This window comes from Paenibacillus andongensis (assembly GCF_025369935.1).
GTDB lineage: Bacteria > Bacillota > Bacilli > Paenibacillales > NBRC-103111 > Paenibacillus_E > Paenibacillus_E andongensis.
Map to the genome: position 1 here is coordinate 3,139,513 of NZ_CP104467.1, position 19,578 is coordinate 3,159,090.

The window sequence follows — 19,578 nt, forward strand, 5'->3', positions numbered from 1 at the left end:
GGATAACACTACCCTTGTCCTCTTTTCCTATTTTAGACCAATGGAACTTGGAGGACAGTTATGATCGAGATAAAGGGGATATCTAAGTCTTTTACAATTCACGGAAAAAGCTTGCCCATTTTGAGTGTTTCTAAGTGGCAGGTCCAGCAAGGGGATAGATTAGCTCTACTAGGGCCAAGTGGAAGTGGGAAAAGCACGCTGCTGCATTTGCTCAGCGGTGTGATGCAGCCTGATCAAGGTGAAATTTGGGTAAGCGGTCTGCCGCTCCATACGTATTCGGAAAGCAAACGAGATCGTTATAGAGCCGATCATGTAGGCTACATTTTTCAAGATTTTCACTTGATTTCATCTTTAACTGCCAAACAAAATGTGGAACTTATTGTTCCACAAGACTGGACGAAGAAGCAGACCAAAGATCAGGTAGACTATTGGTTTGAACGAGTCGGACTGAAGGATCGTCAGCATCATCTGCCTTCCGAACTCTCTCGCGGTCAGCAGCAAAGGGCTGCGATAATACGCGCCATCATAGCGAAGCCGCAGCTTATATTGGCTGATGAGCCTACAGGCAGCCTGGATTGGGAAACTGCGGGAGATATCATGTCCCTGCTGCTGGATATATGTGAAGCGGAAAAGCTGACATTGTTGACCGTCACGCATGATTTGCATTTAGCAGATATGTATCCTACACGGGTTCATATTCAGGATATCAATGAACTTCCGAGGAGAGAAGCGGTATGAAATTAATCACCTTATTGTGGCATAATGTTCTTCACCGCAAAACGCTTTCTCTTCTCACGATTTTCTCCGTTGCTGTGACGGTCGCTCTTGTTGTCTTCCTACTTCTTTGTAGTAATGGGATTGAACAAGGCGCGGAGAAAGGATATGGTCCTTTTGAAGTGACGATTGGCGCAAAGGGAAGTGCCTCTCAGCTGGCTCTGAACACGTATTATCATATCGGCGCTCCGACAGGCAATGTTCCATATAAGCTGCTGGAAGATGTGCGCAAAGATGAGTTTGTTGATCGTGCTTACGCAATGACGACTGGTGATAACTATAACGGTTTTCCGATTGTCGGAATGGAACCCGAATATTTCGTCACTCGCTATGGGGCCGATAAGCAAATGGCACAAGGGAAATTATACGATAAGCTTGGCGATACCATAGTTGGTGCAAATGTAGCTAATTCGCTAGGGCTTCATGTTGGAGATAAGTTTCAAGGCGCACATGGACTGGTTCAAGGTACTGATGACGATGAGGACGGGGATGCAGCGGATGAACATGATCACCATCACAGTTTCACCTACACCGTTGTGGGCATTTTGCCTCCTCTGATGACTTCAGATGATCGAGCTGTCTTCACAACACTTGATTATGCATGGGCTGTTCACGAGAGTCAGCAAGGGGATAACAAGGAAGTTACAACGATTTTGGTCAAACCAAAGTCACTGTTGGGTGCGCAGTCGATTAAAACGAAGTTCGGTCAAATTAGCAATGTTCAGGCGATCTATACAAGTAAAGCAGTTGCTGATGTCGTGAATGTTGTAGATAAAGGAACACAAGCGCTGAGTGTTGTAACTGTTATTTGCATTTTGCTTGCCGCAGGTTCAATTTTGCTCTCTTTGATTGCCGCTGTAAATGAGCGTAAAAAAGATGTTGGTTTACTACGTCTCATTGGAAAATCAAAGAGATTCATTTGGGTTTCTCTGATCGGTGAAGGAATTCTCTTGACCCTCATTGGACTGATATGCGGTATATTGGTAGGTCATGCCGGAGGATATTTAAGCCGCGAAGCTGTATTCGAATACTCAGGCTTACAAATTCAAACATGGCATTTCATGCCGGGGGAAGGTCTACTCGTCGTGGGAACTTTGTTGATCGGTGTTTTAGCGTCCGTAGGACCCGCAATTCAAGCTTATCGCGTGGACCCTTTACAATTATTTAAGTCTTGAGGTGGTCAGTATGAAAATAAGGCAATTTATCATAGGACTCAGCATATTTGCAATAGTCTTATCAGGCTGTGGTCAAAAGAAAACGGAGCCAGCAGGTCAGTCATTCGGCAATGCGTCCCAAATAACGACCTCATCTGCCGGCCCATCTAACAGTCCGAGTCCCCAGGAAACTCCGGCCGTCAGTAAACCTGCTGTTTCAGAAACACCTGAAGCAGCAGTTCCATCCTTGACGCCGAAGCCGGAAAAGGAAGCAGCTGCCTCCACTACTACTAAAGATAATAAGCCAACCTCGCTACCTTCTCCCAAAGTGTCGGAGCAACCTGCTTCCGTTGAGGCAGGGGCAACTGCAGCAACACCTAAAGTTGAGACCAAGCAGTTAGAAGATCAGGCCAATGCCAAGAAGAAGCCTGCGAGTTTATCGAATGAAATCAACTGGACGCAGTTTTTTGATAATGATAAGCAGGATAAACCCTCTGAGAAATTTTGGGATATGAGCGGCAAAACCGTACAAATCAAAGGCTTTATGGGTGAGGTACTTTCCTTTGATAAGCACTGGTTTCTATTAATTCCTAAGCCTGGCGCAGAATGTCCATTTGATAATGGCGATGAAACGTATTGGAATAAAATCATGATCGTCTTTGTCCCAGACAATGTGAAGCTGCGATATACCTCTGGTCCGCTGCTCATCACAGGTAAGTTGGATGTAGGAGTCAAACTTGATGAATCGGGCTACAAGACAATGTTCCGACTTTACGATGCTTCATTTGAGAAAATAAAGGAATAAATTCTTCCGTCTATTGTATAATAATGACTCTCTAAGGCAAACTAAAAACTGGATTTTACTACGACAGCTTTAGGAGGTTCAAAGATGAGTCCGAAGCAAAACCAGAAGCAACAAAGCGAATTACCAGTTGTAAAAAATGAGGATGTAGAATTTGCAGCTGAGGTTGCGGATGCCGATGATTTCGAAGCAGCTGAGAGAGCGCAAGCGGCGGATTACAGACAGGAAGAACAGTAATGGCGGAGAAAAATATTCTCGCCTATTTTCATTCACCGGAGCAAGCAGAAGGAGCAGCGTCCAAGCTGAAAGCACTGCGTGCTATCGATGTTCAGGTAGATCGATTCGGCAGATATGCAGGCAGCGGGCTGCAATCCGTGATGAATCCTTATGCAGGAGATTTTGGAAGCTTGGCTTCGTTAACCCAGGCGGCACATGTGTCTACGCCGGATGAAGGGATTTTGATTGCAGCAGATCCAGCGGCAAGCGGTTTAAGCGACGGTGGAGGTGGCGGTGTAACGGGAATTGACATTATACTGGCTGCTGTCGTCGACGATGCCGTGTATGAGCAGGCGGTACGTGTCATTCAAAGCGCTGGCGGAACTATGTAAGCATAAAAAGCATCTGATCAAAAGGCTAATGCCTTTATGTACAGATGCTTTTTTTATATAGGAAAGTGCTTATGGCCCACTCATGATTTCAACAAGTTGGTCTGGATGGTCCGTAATAATACTGGATACGCCGAGAGCAAGCATCTGCTTCATGATCGTCGGTTGATTGACCGTCCATACATAAACTTTCTTCTGATGTGTCTCGGCAAGCTTCATGAATGATTCAGTTACGAGGGGATATGCCACAGAAATAACATCGAAATCAGAATTCTTCATGATGCTTTCAATGTTTTCCGTTTTTTGCCCCACGATAAGGCCGGTTTTGATCAGTGGATTGAGCTTTTTTACAGTATGAAGCAGCTTGTCATCAAATGAAGTCACCGTGCATTCCTTCTCAAAACCGTGTGATTGAATAAGATCGACAGTTTTTTCTGCGAGCAGCTTACCGTGGCCGTTATTTTTCATTTCTATATTCAGCTTTATATGATCTTTGGCTAATCTGAGTACTTCCTCCAGCGTTGGCACTCGCTCATTTTGAAATTCCGGGCTAAACCAGCTGCCTGCGCTTGCCTCCATTAGCTCTGATGATGTGACTTCCCACATATTTTTGTTAATTCCTGTTGTACGGAAGGCATTGTCATCGTGCATAACCATGACGACTCCGTCGGCTGTCTCTTGGACATCTAGTTCAGCAATGCCTGCTCGATCGATGATGGCTTGACGAAAGGAACGCAGCGTATTCTCTGGCGTGATAGCGGAACTGCCGCGATGTGCCGTAACTTGGCTATAGTTATCTGCAAGCAGAGGCGTTGTTGTGAATGGGGCTACCAACTCAATAGATAGGAAAACAAGCAAGAAATAAAGTGTTTTGAGCATAGGAAACTCCGTTCTATGTATGAATTATGGCTGACTTGATGCTGTCTACTTTTTCAATTTATCATGAAGGTATTAGGAAGTTGTTAGGAAATAAAACTTTTTAGAGCGCTTACATGGTGGGCGCCATTTTACCCAAGAAGCGAAGTGTAGTACAATAATCAATGTGAAAATAGCCTAAATAGCCGATTACGGCTTGGTTTATTTGTAAGTGATAACCGACAGGAGGAGCAATACCGATGCTTTGGCAGGAATTAACTGTACATACGACAGAAGAAGCAATAGAAATGATTACGAACTTTGTTCATGAACTGGGCGCCGGGGGCGTTTCCATTGAAGAATCAGGGACCTTAAACAAAGAGAGAGATACCTCGTTTGGTCAATTGTACGAAACACCTTTTAACGATATCCCAGAAGGAAGAGCCGTCATTAAAGGCTACTTCTATCATGGCACTGATATGGAGCCCATCATGGCTAACCTGAAGGAATCTGTTGAGCAGCTTAAAGAGTTCGATATTGACACTGGAAATCCAACATTTGAATTAGTAGAAGTAGACGATGAGGATTGGGCGCATGCTTGGAAGCAATATTTTAAACCTATTCGTGTGTCTGACCGTTTGACGATTAAACCAACATGGGAAGAGTATACGGCTTCGCCTGATGAATTGATCTTGGAGCTTGATCCAGGGATGGCTTTCGGTACAGGTACACATGCGACAACGTCTCTTTGTTTGAAAACACTAGAAAAGGTACTGAGGCCTGGTGACGATGTTATTGATGTGGGAACGGGTTCCGGTATTCTCTCGATTGCGGCTGCGAAGCTAGGTGCCAAGCATGTGCTGGCTGTCGATTTGGATCCGGTAGCTGTGACGAGTGCGCTTGATAACACAAGGCAGAACCAACTCGAAGATAAGATTACCGTTAAACTTAGTGATTTACTCGGTGTACTGAAAGAAAGTGAAACGGAAGACGCTGCTCAGCTTGGTGTCACTATCCCTGTGCAGTTGGTTGTTGCGAATATTTTGGCAGAAGTCATTGTTCTTTTCGTTGACGATGTGTATGAAGTCTTGCAGCAAGGTGGGTACTATATTACCTCGGGGATTATTACAAACAAGGAAGCAGATGTAGAAAAAGCACTAATTGCAGCCAAATTTACGATCGTAGAGAAAAACTATGATTCGAATTGGGTTGTAATCGTAGCTAGAAAGCTGTAGGTGTCCACATGGGAGGATTATTGTTTTATGACTGGAGTACATTGCCGTTTGTTATTCTAGTCCTCGTTCTTTCTTTTACGATTCATGAATTTGCTCATGCGTATAGCGCCTATAAATTAGGAGATTCTACGGCTTATCAGTTCGGCAGGGTTTCCTTAAATCCGATGGTTCATTTGGATCTGTTCGGTACGATTATGTTGTTAATCGCTGGATTTGGTTGGGCGAAGCCTGTGCCTGTGAATCGTGGGAATTTCAAAAATCCCCGATTGATGGGAATTATCGTGACCGCGGCGGGGCCGTTAAGTAACTTGATTCTTGCCTTTATCAGTTTATTTGTATTTGCTTTATTCCAGAAATATGGTTGGTTAGAAGGAATGTCCAAGGGAAGCGCTAGTGCAATACTTATCTTTTTGAAATTAATGATCAATACGAATCTTACCTTGTTCCTGTTCAACTTAATTCCGATTCCGCCTTTAGACGGTTATCGAATTATTCAAGATCTAGTGGATTTGAAATACACGGAATCGCTGCAAAAGTTTGAACAATGGGCATCGGTTATTTTCTTGTTAGTTGTATTTGTAAGACCTTTACGACAAGTGACTTTAGATCCGTACTTAAGTTTGGGGAATGATATCATCCGTTTATTCTCAACGCCTATTAGCTGGATCTTAGGGATGTAACGATTCCAAATTCAACCCAATGTAGATTTCCACGACTAAAAAAGGTATGATGGTGAGTGGAAGTTTCACTTCAATATCGAAATGAACGAAGATAGAGAGGCTTAGACTATGCAGCGTTATTTTCTCCCGCCTGAACAGTTTCACGAAGCTACAATGACAGTCACCATTGAGGGAGACGACGCACATCATCTGATTCGAGTCATGCGAGCAGATATTGGAGACCAGATTATTTGCAGTAATGGCGTAGACCGTGAAGTGCTCGCTCGTATTTCGGAGCTGGATAAAGGGCATGCGACCGCGGAAATCGTGGAAGAGCTGCCTATGGATGCTGAAGCGGCTGTTCAGGTGTGGATTGCACAGAGCTTGCCTAAAGGCGATAAGATGGAACTTATTATTCAAAAAGGGACCGAGATCGGGGCAGCCCGGTTTCTTCCTTTTTTATCAGAACGTACAATTGTGCAGTATGATGCAAAGAAAGAAGCAAAGCGTACCGAACGTTGGCAGAAGATTGCCAAGGAAGCGGCAGAGCAAGCTCACCGAAATCGTGTGCCGCAAGTAGAATCCGTGTATTCTTGGAAGCAGCTGCTGCAGCAGGCGAAGGAAGCGGATGTCGCTTGGATTTGTTATGAGAAGGAAGATGGTCAGCAATTAAAGCCTGCTATTCAGCGAGCGCAAGGTGCCGGTAAATTGGGACCAGGGAAACACGTGCTGATTGCGGTTGGCCCTGAAGGTGGTTTTACAGAACAGGAAATTAAGCAGGCTGAAGAGGCTGGCTTCGCTTCCGTGTCGCTGGGTGCACGTATTTTACGCACGGAGACTGCCGCAATGGTAGGTCTTACGTGTCTTTTCTATGAAACCGGAGAGATGGGAGGATAAGCGTTATGGCAACAGTAGCGTTTCATACATTAGGTTGTAAAGTCAATTTCTATGATACAGAGGCCATTTGGCAGCTATTCAAAAATGAGGGTTACGAGCAGGTTGATTTCGAGAATACGGCAGATGTGTATGTCATTAATACATGTACCGTTACAAATACAGGGGATAAGAAGAGCCGCCAAATGATTCGCCGTGCAATTCGTCGTAATCCTGAAGCCATTGTTGCCGTAACTGGTTGTTACGCACAGACTTCACCTGCTGAAATCATGGCGATTCCAGGCGTGGATATGGTGATTGGGACACAGGATCGGGAGAAGATCATTCCGCTTGTGAAACAATTTGAGCAAGATCGTCAGCCGATCAATGCCGTGCGCAACATTATGAAAACACGTCAGTTCGAGGAACTGGATGTGCCTGATTTTGCCGATCGGACAAGAGCTTTTCTTAAAATCCAAGAAGGCTGCAATAACTTCTGCACCTTCTGCATTATTCCTTGGTCGCGCGGTTTGATGCGCAGTCGTGAACCACAAAGCGTTGTTGCCCAAGCTGAGCAGCTTGTAGCTGCGGGTTATCAAGAAATCGTATTGACGGGTATTCACACTGGTGGATATGGCGAAGATATTGAGGACTACAGTTTAGCGAAGCTGCTTTGGGATCTGGACAAAGTCGAAGGCTTGAAACGGATTCGTATCTCCTCGATTGAAGCCAGCCAAATTACAGATGAAGTTATTGAAGTTCTGAAGTCCTCGGACAAAATGTGCCGTCATCTGCATATCCCGCTGCAAGCTGGTGATGATCAAGTTCTTGCACGGATGCGCAGAAAATATACAACAGCAGAATTCGCTCGCAAGATCGAACGTCTTCATGAAATCATGCCGGATGTCGCGATTACGACGGACGTCATTGTTGGTTTCCCAGGTGAAACTGAGGAAATGTTCCGCGAGGGTTACAAATTTATGGAGCAAATGAAGTTTTCTGAGATGCACGTATTCCCGTACTCCAAACGGACAGGAACTCCTGCTGCGCGAATGGAAGATCAAGTGGATGAGGAAATCAAAAATGCCCGCGTACACGAGCTGATCGATCTTTCCGAGAAAATGCAGCTTGCGTATGCACAAAAATTTGTTGGCGAAGTTCTTGAAGTCATTCCAGAACGTGCCTACAAAGGCGCTCCTGATAGCGGATTGTTCATGGGTTATTCCGATAACTATGTACAGCTTGTGTTCCAAGGCTCCGAGGACATGATCGGTCAAGTTTGCCGCGTTAAGGTAACGGAAGCCGGCGTTAATGAAAGTAAAGGACAGTTGGTTCGTGTTTTAGAAGCGGCTAGCGTTGTAAATTTGTAAAGAGTCTCTCTTAAGGCTATAAAACCTACCTCTAAACGTAGTCGCTCATCTTGAATGACTACGCTAGAGGTTTTCTCATTAAAGGGTTTAAATAGGGAATGGTTCCAAAAATAAAAAGATGAGGTGCATCAAATGAGTACTTTGAGCGCTAAGGAAATTGCAAAATACATTGACCACACGTTATTAAAACCAGATGCGAGCACAGCCGCAATTCACAAATTGTGTGAGGAAGCTGCGAAGCACCAGTTTTTTAGTGTTTGTGTAAACTCCCAGTTTGTTGGAACAGCAAGTAAAGCACTAGAAGGAACAGGTGTAAAGGTTGCTGCTGTTGTTGGCTTCCCGCTTGGCGCCAGCTTGAGCGAAGTGAAAGCATTTGAAGCGGCTAAGGCTGTAGAGAATGGGGCTGCCGAAATTGACACAGTCCTGCCGATTGGCTTATTGCTTGAAGGGCAGCATGACGCTGTTCGTTCTGACATTAAACAAGTTGTGGACGCTGTAAAAGGCAAAGCGATTGTTAAAGTAATTATGGAAACGGGCTTCCTGAATGATGAGCAAAAAGCAGCAGCTTGCCGACTTTCCGAAGAAGCAGGCGCTCATTTCGTTAAAACATCTACGGGCTTTGGTCCGGGCGGGGCTACGGTGGAAGATGTTCGTCTAATGCGCCAAAACGTATCTGATACGATTGGTGTGAAAGCATCAGGTGGTGTTAGAGACTTGCAAACGGCGATTGCTATGATTGAGGCAGGGGCAACAAGATTAGGCACAAGCTCAGGCGTTGCTATTGTGAACGGAACTCAAGACGCTTCCACATATTAAGATAACAAAGCGGTAAAGCGAGAATGGAACACACGATATTGAATATCGTTTGTGATCGGGCAATTTGTTGGGATGCATCACTAGCAAGAAGCGCTGAAAGGCTCACGAGCTGATGGATGAAGGGGTAGAATAGGACTGCGCCTCCGATATTAAGGAGTATATGTGACCAGGCGACGTATCGCCCGGCGCGGGAACTGCTCATCCCGGCGATGAGTGCGGTCACACAGGTGCCCACATTGGCACCGATGGTTATCGCTACGCCAAGCTCGACGGGAATGCCCCCGACAGCTGCGAGGCCCATCGCCATCGCAATGACAGCTGCGCTGCTGTGTACAAGCGCGGTGACCGCGGCACCGGCGATGACACCCCACAGCAGACTGTGCTGCGCCTGGAGCACGAACCAGGCGAACAGACCTCGGGACTGCAAGGCTGGCCCGATGGTTTGCATGATCTCGATGCCGAGCAGCACGAGAGAGAAACCGCTGACCGCAAGCGAGCCGTAGCGGACGCTGCGCAGCCAGCTGTGCCCGCCGATGTTGGCGGGCGAGATGGTTGTCGCCGCGAGTGGTCGCGCGGCGGCAACAACGGGGGCCCTGCCCTGCGGCAGCGGCCCGGCAAGCCAGCTCGCCAGCCAGACGGCGGTGCTCGCAAGCAGCATCGGCACGCCGATGCCACCGAGGCTGAGCCCGATCAGCTCGGTGGTGAGGCACGTGCCGATGTTCGTGCCGAGAATGACGCCGAGCGTTCTCGGGAAGCTCAGTACGCCAGCGCCTACAAGGCCGATGGCGATTACGGTAATGGCGGTGCTGCTTTGGAGCGCCGCTGTAAGTACAGTGCCGGTGGCGAGGCCGCGTACCGGCGTGCGGGTAAACCGCTCCAGCCATAGCTGGAGGCGGGGGCCTGCCCACCGTTGAAGCGCGGTTTCCATCAGCTTCATACCGAACAGAAATAGAGCTAAACCTGTCAACACAGGCAGTACGATGGTAGTTATCATTTCAGATGATCTCCTTCGCGAGCTTGCTAATCATTTTTCAACCAATATATGTGACCGTACAGACAAGCATGACAAGCAAGCTGATGAGAGTGAACGGTTTCACACAAAGGACGGCTAAAAGCATAATGGCAGCAGTATTTTTACATAAGAAACGCAAACCTCGTTTGGAGCAAGGACACCCATGGGTATACAAAAGTGAAATCGAGCGTGTAGATGGTGTGATCGAACCAGGACAACTAGTTCCTGTTCAAACGCATCTTGGTCAATACCTTGCAACGGGGTATTATAATGAGGCTTCCCAAATTACGGTCCGAATCGTATCCTATAAGCCGCTTGAAGCGATGACAACGGAGTTTTTCGTTGAGCGGTTTACACGCTGTTTACAGCATCGCAAGCGCTTTGTGAAAGATGCGCAATCTTATCGCTTGGTTTATGGCGAAGCCGACTTTTTGCCGGGACTCATTGTAGATAAATTTGAGGATACACTGGTTGTCCAGATTCTCACGATGGGGATGGATCGCTGCAGAGAACAAATTGTTGCTGCATTAGTTCAGGTTGTGAAGCCAACTGGTATTTTTGAACGCAGTGATGTTTCGATTCGTGAGCTGGAAGGGTTGAAACAGACCAAGGGCTTACTGTATGGCGAGTGTCCCAAACATGTTGACATTTTGGAAAATGGCCTGCGCATTCGCGTTGACATTGAAGAAGGTCAGAAAACCGGTTATTTCTTTGACCAAAGAGAGAATCGCGCAGCCATCGCTCCGCTAATGACTGGATGGGGACATCGCAGCGGAATTGAACTGAAAGTGGTTGAGGAGGATGGCGTGAGCCAGACACTTCCAGTGAATGCGAACGGCAAAGTCGTGTCCTTTCCATATTGGGACGGTGCTTCTGTACTGGAATGTTTCTCGCATACGGGGAGCTTCACGTTAAATGCCTGTAAGTTCGGTGCGAAAAAAGTAACCTGCCTCGATATTTCGGAGCATGCGATTGAAAGCGCGCGGACGAACGTTGCATTGAACGGTTTTGAAGAACGCGTAGAGTTTGTGGTCGCAGATGCTTTTGAATACTTGCGTACACAAGTCAAAGGCTTGGATGAGCGGAAGATTCGTGCCAATGCGGGCAGCGGTAAAGCTAAAGTGGATACGTCGAAGCCGGTTGCAGAAGGTGGACGGACTTGGGATGTGGTCATCCTTGATCCTCCTGCTTTCGCAAAAACGAAGAGTGCCGTCGAAGGTGCCTGCCGCGGCTACAAGGATATTAACTTACACGGCATGAAGCTTGTGAACGAAGGCGGCTACTTGGTAACAGCGAGTTGTTCCTATCACATGCACCCTGAGTTGTTCCTTGAGACCATTCATGCGGCTGCGACTGATGCAGGTAAAATTCTGCGATTAATAGAGTTCCGTGAAGCGGGTATGGATCATCCACGCATCCTCGGTGTTGATGAGGGACATTACTTGAAGTTTGCAATCTTTGAGGTACGGAGTAAGTAGAAAAACGGACAGATCTGACTTTGAAAAGCAAGGCTAATGAGCCTTGCTTTTTTTGTTTTGTCCGCAGGCTGTCTCGGAGGCTCGAATGCAGCGAAAGTGTCGCGAGACGTCTGAAAAGGACCTCTCAGCTGCTGAGAGCAGGCAAAGCAATCGGATTTTGAACATAATTACAAAGTTTAAGAGTTAATATTTATTATCAGCAATTGAATTTGTAAAGGATGGAAAGAAGGTTAAACATAGGAAACACTTGAATACTTACATACCGAATGTAATTTATGATCTCCTCAGAGCAAGATCCCACTTCAATTAATGAAATGGCAAAGGAGCAAACAACCAATGAATACTTTAAAGCAGGCTCACAAGATCTTAGGTCGAAATGTGATCAGTACCCTCGAAACCGTGGATATTCAGACTGGCGAACGAAAGGCTTTGGCTCAATTTAACAATCTGATCGAAGCTCCTAACTGGACGGCTGATGGTAAGCGGCTCATTTATAACAGCTTAGGTCGCCTTTATTCCTTCGACATTGCCACACTAGAAAGTACGGTTATCGACACGGGGTATGCCATGCAATGTAACAATGACCATGTGTTGTCACCTGACAATACTCACATCGCGGTAAGTCACCATACGCAGGAGGATGGTCATTCGCGCATTTATGTTTTGCCCTTAAAGGGCGGCAATCCTGTCCTCATCACACCACTGGCACCTAGCTATCTGCATGGCTGGTCGCCAGACGGCAGCACATTAGCTTATTGCGCCGAGAGGAACGGCCAGTACGATATTTACACCATTCCTGTAACTGGCGGTGTTGAAACGCAGCTGACCGATTCTCCCGGTCTTGACGACGGCCCTGAATACTCGCCGGATGGCATGCACATTTGGTTTAACTCAGTCCGTACAGGCCTTATGCAGGTATGGCGAATGAATGCCGACGGCAGTGAACAGACACAAATGACATATGATGAAAGTAACAGCTGGTTTCCGCATATCTCTCCCAATGGAGAGTCTATAGCCTTTCTATCTTACTATAAAGATGATGTCGCTCCAGGGGACCATCCACCAAATAAGCATGTAGAAATTCGATTGATGTCTAGTGCTGGTGGAGAATTTCGCACACTGGTTAAGTTGTTCGGAGGTCAGGGTACAATCAACGTTAATTCTTGGTCGCCCGATAGCAGGCATCTGGCATTTGTCAGTTATCAGCTAAAGGAAAAATAACATGACCTAAGGGGAGAACCACTACTTCCGTAGCGGGCATTTCCCGCTCGATTTGGGTTGGCGGCATCGTAATGCTCATATGTGTGGGACTACTGTGAGTACTAAGAGGTTTTGCAAAAGTGAAAACAGAAGGGGTTCCTGCTAATGGAACTATTTCTTCCAAATGTTAAATGCTATCTTATTTTATGGGCAAGGTAAAGTAAGGGAAAAAGACTTATTAACACACTGGAGGTAAGGTGTCGTATGAGGAAAATTGCAGCAATTACAGGAGGTGGCCAAGGTATTGGACGTGCCATTGCCATGGCTTTTGCCCAAGAAGGATTTGGTATCTCTATCGCCGATGTAAATGAGGATGCTGGCCTGGAAACGGTTGAGCTCCTTCGCCCATATACGGAAGATGCGATGTTTATGAAGTTGGACGTGTCTAAGGAAGAGGAAGTACGACATTGGATTGAACGCACCTCCACTGATTTGGGTGGTCTCGATGTGCTTGTTAATAATGCAGGAATTATGCACAATGCAGATGTTTTAGAGCTCACGATTGAGCAGTTTCAACGAGTGATTTCCGTTAATTTGAGCGGGGCATTTCTCTGTTCGCAGGCAGCGGCTCGAATTATGAAGCAGAGTGGGAAAGGTGGTTCTATCATTAACATGGCGTCTACAAGAGCTTTCATGTCAGAACCCAATACAGAAGCGTATTCCGCCTCCAAAGGTGGTATTGCTGCATTAACGCACGCAATGGCTGTCAGTTTAGGGGGCTATGGAATACGCGTAAATTCGATATCTCCAGGATGGATCGAGGTAAGAGAATGGCAGCTCTCTTCTCGGAAGGAAATCGTTGTCCATTCGGAAACAGATCGAAAGCAACATCCAGTAGGCCGGGTCGGGAAACCCGAGGATATCGCGGACGCTTGTCTATATTTATCCAGCGAAAAGGCTGGATTCATCACGGGTCAGAATCTGACTGTTGATGGCGGGATGACTGTTAAAATGATCTACGAAGAGGAATAGCCAAGTAATGAGACCATATCGATAAATTTTTATGATTGATATAAATATTTTATTGAATTTTATTTATCGTGCTGAAAGGAAACTCCAATTGGATGAAACTGTCATTACCGACTAAAATGAGGGAAGTACGATTTCACTTCTCATCGAAAGGCAGATGACAGTATGGCATCCGTAACAGGTTTAGAAGGCATTATTGCAGCAGAAACAGAATTATCCTTAGTGGATGGGGATAAAGGATATCTTGTATATCGCGGCCATGAAGCTAAGAAGCTAGCCTTGGATAAAAGTTTCGAAGAAGTGGCTTATTTACTCTGGCATGGTGAGCTGCCTACTGAAGAGATACTTGTTAATTTCAGAGCCCAATGGTCGGCTCATCGGCATTTGCCTGAAACATTGAAAGTAGCCTTAAATTTGCTGCCTCTGGAATGCGATATGATGAGTGTGCTGCGTACAGCGATCTCATTTCTAGGAACAGAGTCCGTGAACGAAACTGCTTGGCCTCCTCAGTATGAATCAGTTTTGGCATATACAGCTTTGCTGCCAACCATTATTGCTTTTAAGTATCGACATTCATTGGGACTTCAGCCTATTGAACCTAATCCAGAGCTGGGTCATGTAGCCAATTATTTGTATATGCTGACTGGTATAGTCCCACAGACAGTTCATGTGAAGGTGTTAACGGCTTATTTCATACTAGCCATGGAACATGGGATGAATGCTTCTACGTTTGCAGGACGTGTAGTGCTGTCTACACAATCTGATGTTGCTTCAGCTCTCTGCGCATCGATTGGCGCGATGAAAGGGCCGCTTCATGGAGGAGCACCTTCTGAAGTCCTTCATATGCTGGATGAAATAGGAACCAAAGATCGTGCGGAAGCATGGTTGATTGAACAGCTGGAAGCGGGTAATCGGTTGATGGGTTTTGGACATCGCATTTATAAAACGAGTGATCCTCGGGCGGAAGCGCTAAGGCAAATCATAACGGAATTAGCCTCAGAGGATCCATGGTTCGAACTTGCTATTCACGTTGAAAAGTTGGCAGTCGATCTGTTGGCTGTTTATAAACCAGGCCGGAAATTGTATGTGAATGTGGAGTTTTATGCGGCAGCCGTAATGCGGGCTATCGCCTTACCTAAATCTTTATTTACACCTAGCTTTACAGCTAGCCGAATGGTCGGATGGACAGCTCATTTACTGGAGCAAGCAAGCTGTAATCGTATTTTTCGGCCGCAATCCGTCTATATAGGTGAGATGCCTGCTGCCTTAAAATAGCCATAAAACCTAACTAAGTGAGGCAACTGAGCCTCGCTTTTTTTGTGCGCTATAGCGTGGGCTTCACTATTTATCGGAACGTCCCACATCCAGTCATTTAAATCGAAAGAGATCAAATAAGTGATTGACGTTCCTTTAAGGGATGCATTTACCACGTCGAAACTTGAAACCAATAGAACTCCACAGTAATATAACCCTATAGTTATATATCGAACAGGCTTGAGCGCTTGAACAGTTTTAATGAGGAGGAATAGAAAATGTTGGCTTCTATACAAAAAGTTGAGGGTGGCTATCTCGCTCGCTTTGATCGTCCATTGAAACACTCCGTTGAAAAAGTCTGGGCTGCTTTAACCGATAATGATAAGCTTGTCAGATGGATGTCTAATCTCCAAGTTGAGGATCTTCGCATCGGAGGAAATATCAAATTTGATATGAAGGACGAATCTGGGACTTACATCGATATGAAAATTACAGATTTCGAACCATACTCCGTCTTAGAATTCGAGTGGGGTAAAGATCGAGTTCGCTTCGAATTATACCCAAAGCCGGAAGGCTGTTTACTTCTATTAAATGAGTTAATTAGCGAAATAACCGATCATACGCCAAAAGATTTATCAGGATGGCACATTTGCCTCGATATGATGTATGCTTTATTAGATGGTCACTTCATGGACTTTCCAAAAGGTGAATGGGAAAAGTGGTATGAACAGTACAAAGTAGCAGTCAGCAGTTTAGTTTAGAACAAAGCATAGGGTATATATAAGCTGATCTCACGGTCCTAATGACGGGGGAACAGCTTATTTGTTCTGGCGAAAGCCCATCATCTCCCACACCTCTTTTCTACCAAAAGTATGATAGAATAGGAGAGATATGAGAACAAAGGAGCCTGTATATGTCCATTCGATTCGTAATCGGCAGAGCCGGAAGTGGCAAAAGCGAACGCTGCCTCACAGAGATGAAGCAGCATTTGGCGGCAGAACCGGAAGGTCATCCGCTTATTTTACTCGTTCCTGAGCAAGCAACGTTTCAGGCGGAGCATGCACTTGTCTCTGATCCCAGCATTCGTGGAATGATCCGCGCTCAGGTGTTAAGTTTTCACCGTTTGGCATGGCGTGTCATGCAAGAAGAAGGCGGCACAGCGAGGCTGCCCATTGATGATACAGGCAAGAAATTGCTGTTAACCAGCATTTTACATAAATATAAAGATGAGCTTCACCTATTCGGTCATTCGGCGGAGCAAATGGGGTTCGTCGACAGGCTGAATCAGCTTTTCACAGAAATGAAACGGTATTGTGTTACCGCTAAGCAGCTCGAAGAACACGAGAACAGACGTGTGGTTACGCTCGGAGAGAGCGGATTGCTGCGTGATAAAATGCATGACATTCAGTTAGTCTATCGCCAATTTGAATCTGAGCTTTCCCGTCAGTATTTGGACGGCGAGGATTATTTAACGCTACTGGCGGAGCAAATACCGAATTCCGCTTATTTGCGGTCGGCATCGATCTGGATCGACGGTTTCCATGGCTTTACGCCGCAAGAATTTGCGGTGCTTGGCGCACTTTTCGCTGCATGCAAACAGGTGACGGTTACACTCTGTTTGGATCGTGAGCTGCAGGCCGGCGATACGCCTGACGAGCTGGATTTGTTTCACCCGACAGCGACGACGATGGTACGGATGCAAGAACTCATTTGGAAGCTTGGCTTACCGGCAGCTGAAGTTCATCTTATGGCTCCTGAAACATCGCCGCGCTATGAAGATAGTCCGGCTCTAGGCTATTTAGAGCGAAATTTCGATCGACGTATAGGTGGCGGTGCTGGGCGATATACGCCTGCGCCAAATGAGAAATTAAGTGACCAGCTTGTTATTAGGGAGGCTGTCCATCGCCGTGCTGAGGTTGAGGGTGCCGTGCGGGATATGCTGCTGTTGGTTCGTGAACATGGCGTTCGATGGCGGGAAATTGCTGTCATGGTACGGAACATGGAAGGTTATCAGGATTTGTTAAAAGCAGTTTTGACCGATTATGACATTCCTCACTTCTTTGACCAAAAGCGATCAGTCCTTCATCATCCACTCGTTGAATTCATTCGCTCAGCCTTGGAAGTTGTGCAGCACAATTGGCATTACGACGCCGTATTTCGGTGTGTCAAAACGGATCTGCTGCTGCCAATGGAAGCAGCTTTCCAGCGGACGGAGCTGGATAAATTAGAAAATTATGTGCTTGCCTTCGGTATTCAAGGATACAGATGGACGGACGGAAAACCATGGACCTTTAAATTCCGAGCTAATTTGGAGCAAGCGGACGATGGTGAACAGGAGCAAACGGCTGAGCTGCAGTCCTTAAATACGAGCAAAGCGTGGGTTGTAAGACCACTACTGGCTTTTTCGAAACGTTTGCAGCAAGCAAGCTCGGTGAAAGAGCAAGTTGAAGCGTTATATGAGCTTCTGATCACTGTACAAGCTCCTGAAAAATTAGAATCATGGAGTCAGCAAGCAATCTTAGATGGGAAGCCAGAAAAAGCGCGAGAGCATGGACAAATGTGGGATAGTGTCATGGATATGTTGGATCAATTAGTAGAGACGATGGGGGAAGACTCCTTAAGTCTGGAGCTTTTTAACGGACTTATTGAGACGGGCATGGAGAGTATGAAGCTAGGTTTAGTGCCGCCATCGATGGATCAGTTATTGATTGGAAGTATGGATCGGACACGTTCCAGCGGGATTCGATATGCTTACATCTTGGGCGTCAACGATGGGGTTATCCCTGCTCAAATGGATGAAAAAGGCGTCCTTACGGAAGCGGAAAGAAGTGTGCTCACGGAGTCAGGTTTGCCAATGGCGGATGGCAGTCGCCGCAAGCTGCTGGACGAGCAGTTTATTGTGTATACGTCGCTAACCGTGCCAGGCAAAAGGCTTTGGATAAGCTACCCACTTGCCGATGAGGAAGGGAAATCCCTTCTTCCTTCGGAGCTAATCAAGCAGATGCGTCAGCTTTTTCCGGGGACAGATGCTCCTCTTTTACTTGCTGAACCAGCAGCAGAATCACCGGAAGGCGAGCAGGCGGCTTATATTTCACATCCCATTCAAGCCATCTCCTATTTGGCTGTTCGTATGAAGCATTGGATGCTTGGTGGACGAATGGCTGACCTTTGGTGGGAAACGTACAATTGGTATGCCGAGCAGCCGATGTGGCAGATGAAGCTGCAATCGTTAGTTCAAGCGCTGCAATATACGAATAAAGAGAATGGCCTCAGATTGAAGACAAGCAAGCTTCTATATGGGCAAAATTTACGTGCGAGTGTATCGAGAATGGAGAAGTATGTGGCTTGTCCTTTCTCGCATTTCGTGTCCCATGGCTTAAGACTGCAGGAAAGACGGGTTTACCGACTAGATGCTCCGGATATTGGGCAATTGTTCCACGCAGCGTTAAATCAGTTTGTGCAAAAGCTCCAGCAGGATCAGCTCGACTGGGGCTCGCTTACGGCCGAGCAATGTATGGAGCGTTCCGCTCAGGTCGTGGACGAGCTCGCGCCAAAGCTCCAGGGAGAAATTCTGTTAAGTTCCAGCCGTTATGCTTACATAGCTAGAAAGTTGAAGCAGGTCGTAGGCAGAGCCGCTGTTGTGCTCGGTGAGCATGCCAAGCATGGGCAGTTTCAGCCATTAGGTCTGGAGATTGATTTTGGACCTGGTAAGGAATTGCCGCCGCTAACCTTTGAGTTGGATAATGGCTGTACCATGGAAATTATCGGCCGAATTGACCGTGTAGATAGAGCTGATGGCGAGCAGGGCGTTCTTTTGCGCGTTATTGACTATAAATCGAGTCAAACCTCTTTGCAGTTATCTGAGGTGTATTACGGTCTTTCGCTGCAAATGCTGACGTATTTGGACGTCATTATTACCCATGCGGAACAGTGGCTGGGTATTGCGGCGAAGCCCGCAGGCGTGCTTTATTTCCATGTGCATAATCCGATGCTCCAGCAAAAAAATGCGCTCGATCCCACTGAAGTGGAGAAGGAGCTGCGTAAACGGTTTAAAATGAAGGGCTTAATCACCGCTCATGCGGAAGTAGCCGGTATGATGGACGATGAGCTGGTGAAGAGTGCCGGTCACTCACAGCTTATCCCTGTTGCCTTGAAGAAGGATGGAGGCTTCTATTCAACTTCTTCGGTTGCTACGGATGAACAGTGGGATACGCTTCGGAAATATGTGCGGAAACAGGTCAAGCAGATCGGAACGGGTATCACAGATGGACATGTGGATATTGCTCCATACCGTTTGGGTAAAAAAACTGCCTGTATGCATTGTTCGTATAAATCGATTTGTCAATTTGATCCTTTATTTGAAGGCAATGAGGTTCACCAGCTCAAGCAACGGGGTAAAGATCAGCTCTGGTCCGATCTGGAGCAAAACGTGAGCCAAGCTTAAAGGCAGAAAGGAGCGTAC

The 19,578-nt window shown here is 46.5% G+C and carries 18 protein-coding genes; 16 read left to right on the forward strand and 2 right to left on the reverse strand.

The window, feature by feature from the left end; genetic code table 11:
• Window positions 1–60: 60 nt before the first annotated feature.
• The 5 genes from NYR53_RS13735 to NYR53_RS13755 all read left to right on the forward strand — a co-directional run bounded on the left by NYR53_RS13735 (window position 61) and on the right by NYR53_RS13755 (window position 3,338).
• Window positions 61–738, forward strand: a complete 678-nt coding sequence (locus NYR53_RS13735) for an ABC transporter ATP-binding protein (RefSeq protein WP_261305690.1) — start codon at window positions 61–63, stop codon at window positions 736–738.
• Complete coding sequence (locus NYR53_RS13740) at window positions 735–1,949, forward strand: ABC transporter permease (RefSeq protein WP_261305691.1); 1,215 nt, start codon at window positions 735–737, stop codon at window positions 1,947–1,949. The genes NYR53_RS13735 and NYR53_RS13740 overlap by 4 nt, the downstream gene beginning before the upstream one ends.
• Window positions 1,950–1,959: 10 nt before the next feature.
• Window positions 1,960–2,733 (forward strand): hypothetical protein, encoded by a 774-nt coding sequence (locus tag NYR53_RS13745; RefSeq protein ID WP_261305692.1) that lies wholly within the window; start codon window positions 1,960–1,962, stop codon window positions 2,731–2,733.
• A gap of 84 nt (window positions 2,734–2,817) precedes the next feature.
• Complete coding sequence (locus NYR53_RS13750) at window positions 2,818–2,967, forward strand: YfhD family protein (protein ID WP_261305693.1); 150 nt, start codon at window positions 2,818–2,820, stop codon at window positions 2,965–2,967.
• Window positions 2,967–3,338 (forward strand): hypothetical protein, encoded by a 372-nt coding sequence (locus tag NYR53_RS13755; RefSeq protein ID WP_261305694.1) that lies wholly within the window; start codon window positions 2,967–2,969, stop codon window positions 3,336–3,338. The genes NYR53_RS13750 and NYR53_RS13755 overlap by 1 nt, the downstream gene beginning before the upstream one ends.
• A 69-nt stretch (window positions 3,339–3,407) precedes the next feature.
• Here the strand turns inward: NYR53_RS13755 and NYR53_RS13760 are convergent, their stop codons facing one another.
• The gene (locus tag NYR53_RS13760; protein WP_261305695.1) at window positions 3,408–4,214 is read right to left on the reverse strand and encodes a glycerophosphodiester phosphodiesterase; all 807 of its coding nucleotides are present in this window, start codon (window positions 4,212–4,214) and stop codon (window positions 3,408–3,410) included.
• A 236-nt stretch (window positions 4,215–4,450) separates the two neighbouring features.
• On the opposite strand from NYR53_RS13760, the gene prmA reads away from it, so the two are divergent.
• The 5 genes from prmA to deoC all read left to right on the forward strand — a co-directional run bounded on the left by prmA (window position 4,451) and on the right by deoC (window position 9,143).
• Window positions 4,451–5,425, forward strand: coding sequence for a 50S ribosomal protein L11 methyltransferase (prmA, locus tag NYR53_RS13765; RefSeq protein ID WP_261305696.1), 975 nt, complete (start codon window positions 4,451–4,453; stop codon window positions 5,423–5,425).
• An 8-nt stretch (window positions 5,426–5,433) separates the two neighbouring features.
• A complete protein-coding gene (locus NYR53_RS13770) occupies window positions 5,434–6,105 on the forward strand; it encodes a site-2 protease family protein (RefSeq protein WP_261305697.1) in 672 nt (223 codons plus the stop codon).
• Between the two features lie 108 nt (window positions 6,106–6,213).
• A complete protein-coding gene (locus tag NYR53_RS13775; RefSeq protein WP_261305698.1) occupies window positions 6,214–6,981 on the forward strand; it encodes a 16S rRNA (uracil(1498)-N(3))-methyltransferase in 768 nt (255 codons plus the stop codon).
• A 5-nt stretch (window positions 6,982–6,986) separates the two neighbouring features.
• Window positions 6,987–8,327 carry a tRNA (N(6)-L-threonylcarbamoyladenosine(37)-C(2))-methylthiotransferase MtaB gene (mtaB, locus tag NYR53_RS13780; protein WP_261305699.1) on the forward strand — a complete coding sequence of 447 codons (1,341 nt, stop codon included), beginning with the start codon at window positions 6,987–6,989 and terminating at the stop codon, window positions 8,325–8,327.
• Between the two features lie 132 nt (window positions 8,328–8,459).
• Window positions 8,460–9,143 (forward strand): deoxyribose-phosphate aldolase, encoded by a 684-nt coding sequence (gene deoC, locus NYR53_RS13785; protein ID WP_261305700.1) that lies wholly within the window; start codon window positions 8,460–8,462, stop codon window positions 9,141–9,143.
• Here the strand turns inward: deoC and NYR53_RS13790 are convergent.
• The gene (locus tag NYR53_RS13790) at window positions 9,106–10,137 is read right to left on the reverse strand and encodes a Na/Pi cotransporter family protein (protein ID WP_261305701.1); all 1,032 of its coding nucleotides are present in this window, start codon (window positions 10,135–10,137) and stop codon (window positions 9,106–9,108) included. The two genes, deoC and NYR53_RS13790, sit on opposite strands and share 38 nt — an antisense overlap.
• Before the next feature lie 125 nt (window positions 10,138–10,262).
• Between NYR53_RS13790 and NYR53_RS13795 the strand changes: the two genes are divergently transcribed.
• The 6 genes from NYR53_RS13795 (at window position 10,263) to addB (ending at window position 19,560) form a co-directional block, all read left to right on the forward strand.
• Window positions 10,263–11,633, forward strand: coding sequence for a class I SAM-dependent rRNA methyltransferase (locus tag NYR53_RS13795; RefSeq protein ID WP_261306362.1), 1,371 nt, complete (start codon window positions 10,263–10,265; stop codon window positions 11,631–11,633).
• A 336-nt stretch (window positions 11,634–11,969) separates the two neighbouring features.
• Entirely contained in the window at window positions 11,970–12,854 is an 885-nt protein-coding gene (locus tag NYR53_RS13800) for a TolB family protein (protein WP_261305702.1), read from the forward strand.
• 243 nt (window positions 12,855–13,097) lie between these two features.
• Complete coding sequence (locus tag NYR53_RS13805) at window positions 13,098–13,865, forward strand: glucose 1-dehydrogenase (protein ID WP_261305703.1); 768 nt, start codon at window positions 13,098–13,100, stop codon at window positions 13,863–13,865.
• Window positions 13,866–14,027: 162 nt separating this feature from the next.
• On the forward strand, window positions 14,028–15,137 hold the full coding sequence (locus tag NYR53_RS13810; protein ID WP_261305704.1) for a citrate synthase/methylcitrate synthase: 1,110 nt from the start codon (window positions 14,028–14,030) through the stop codon (window positions 15,135–15,137).
• Between the two features lie 257 nt (window positions 15,138–15,394).
• Window positions 15,395–15,877 carry an SRPBCC family protein gene (locus tag NYR53_RS13815; protein WP_261305705.1) on the forward strand — a complete coding sequence of 161 codons (483 nt, stop codon included), beginning with the start codon at window positions 15,395–15,397 and terminating at the stop codon, window positions 15,875–15,877.
• Window positions 15,878–16,029: 152 nt separating this feature from the next.
• A complete protein-coding gene (gene addB / locus NYR53_RS13820; RefSeq protein ID WP_261305706.1) occupies window positions 16,030–19,560 on the forward strand; it encodes a helicase-exonuclease AddAB subunit AddB in 3,531 nt (1,176 codons plus the stop codon).
• Window positions 19,561–19,578: the final 18 nt, after the last annotated feature.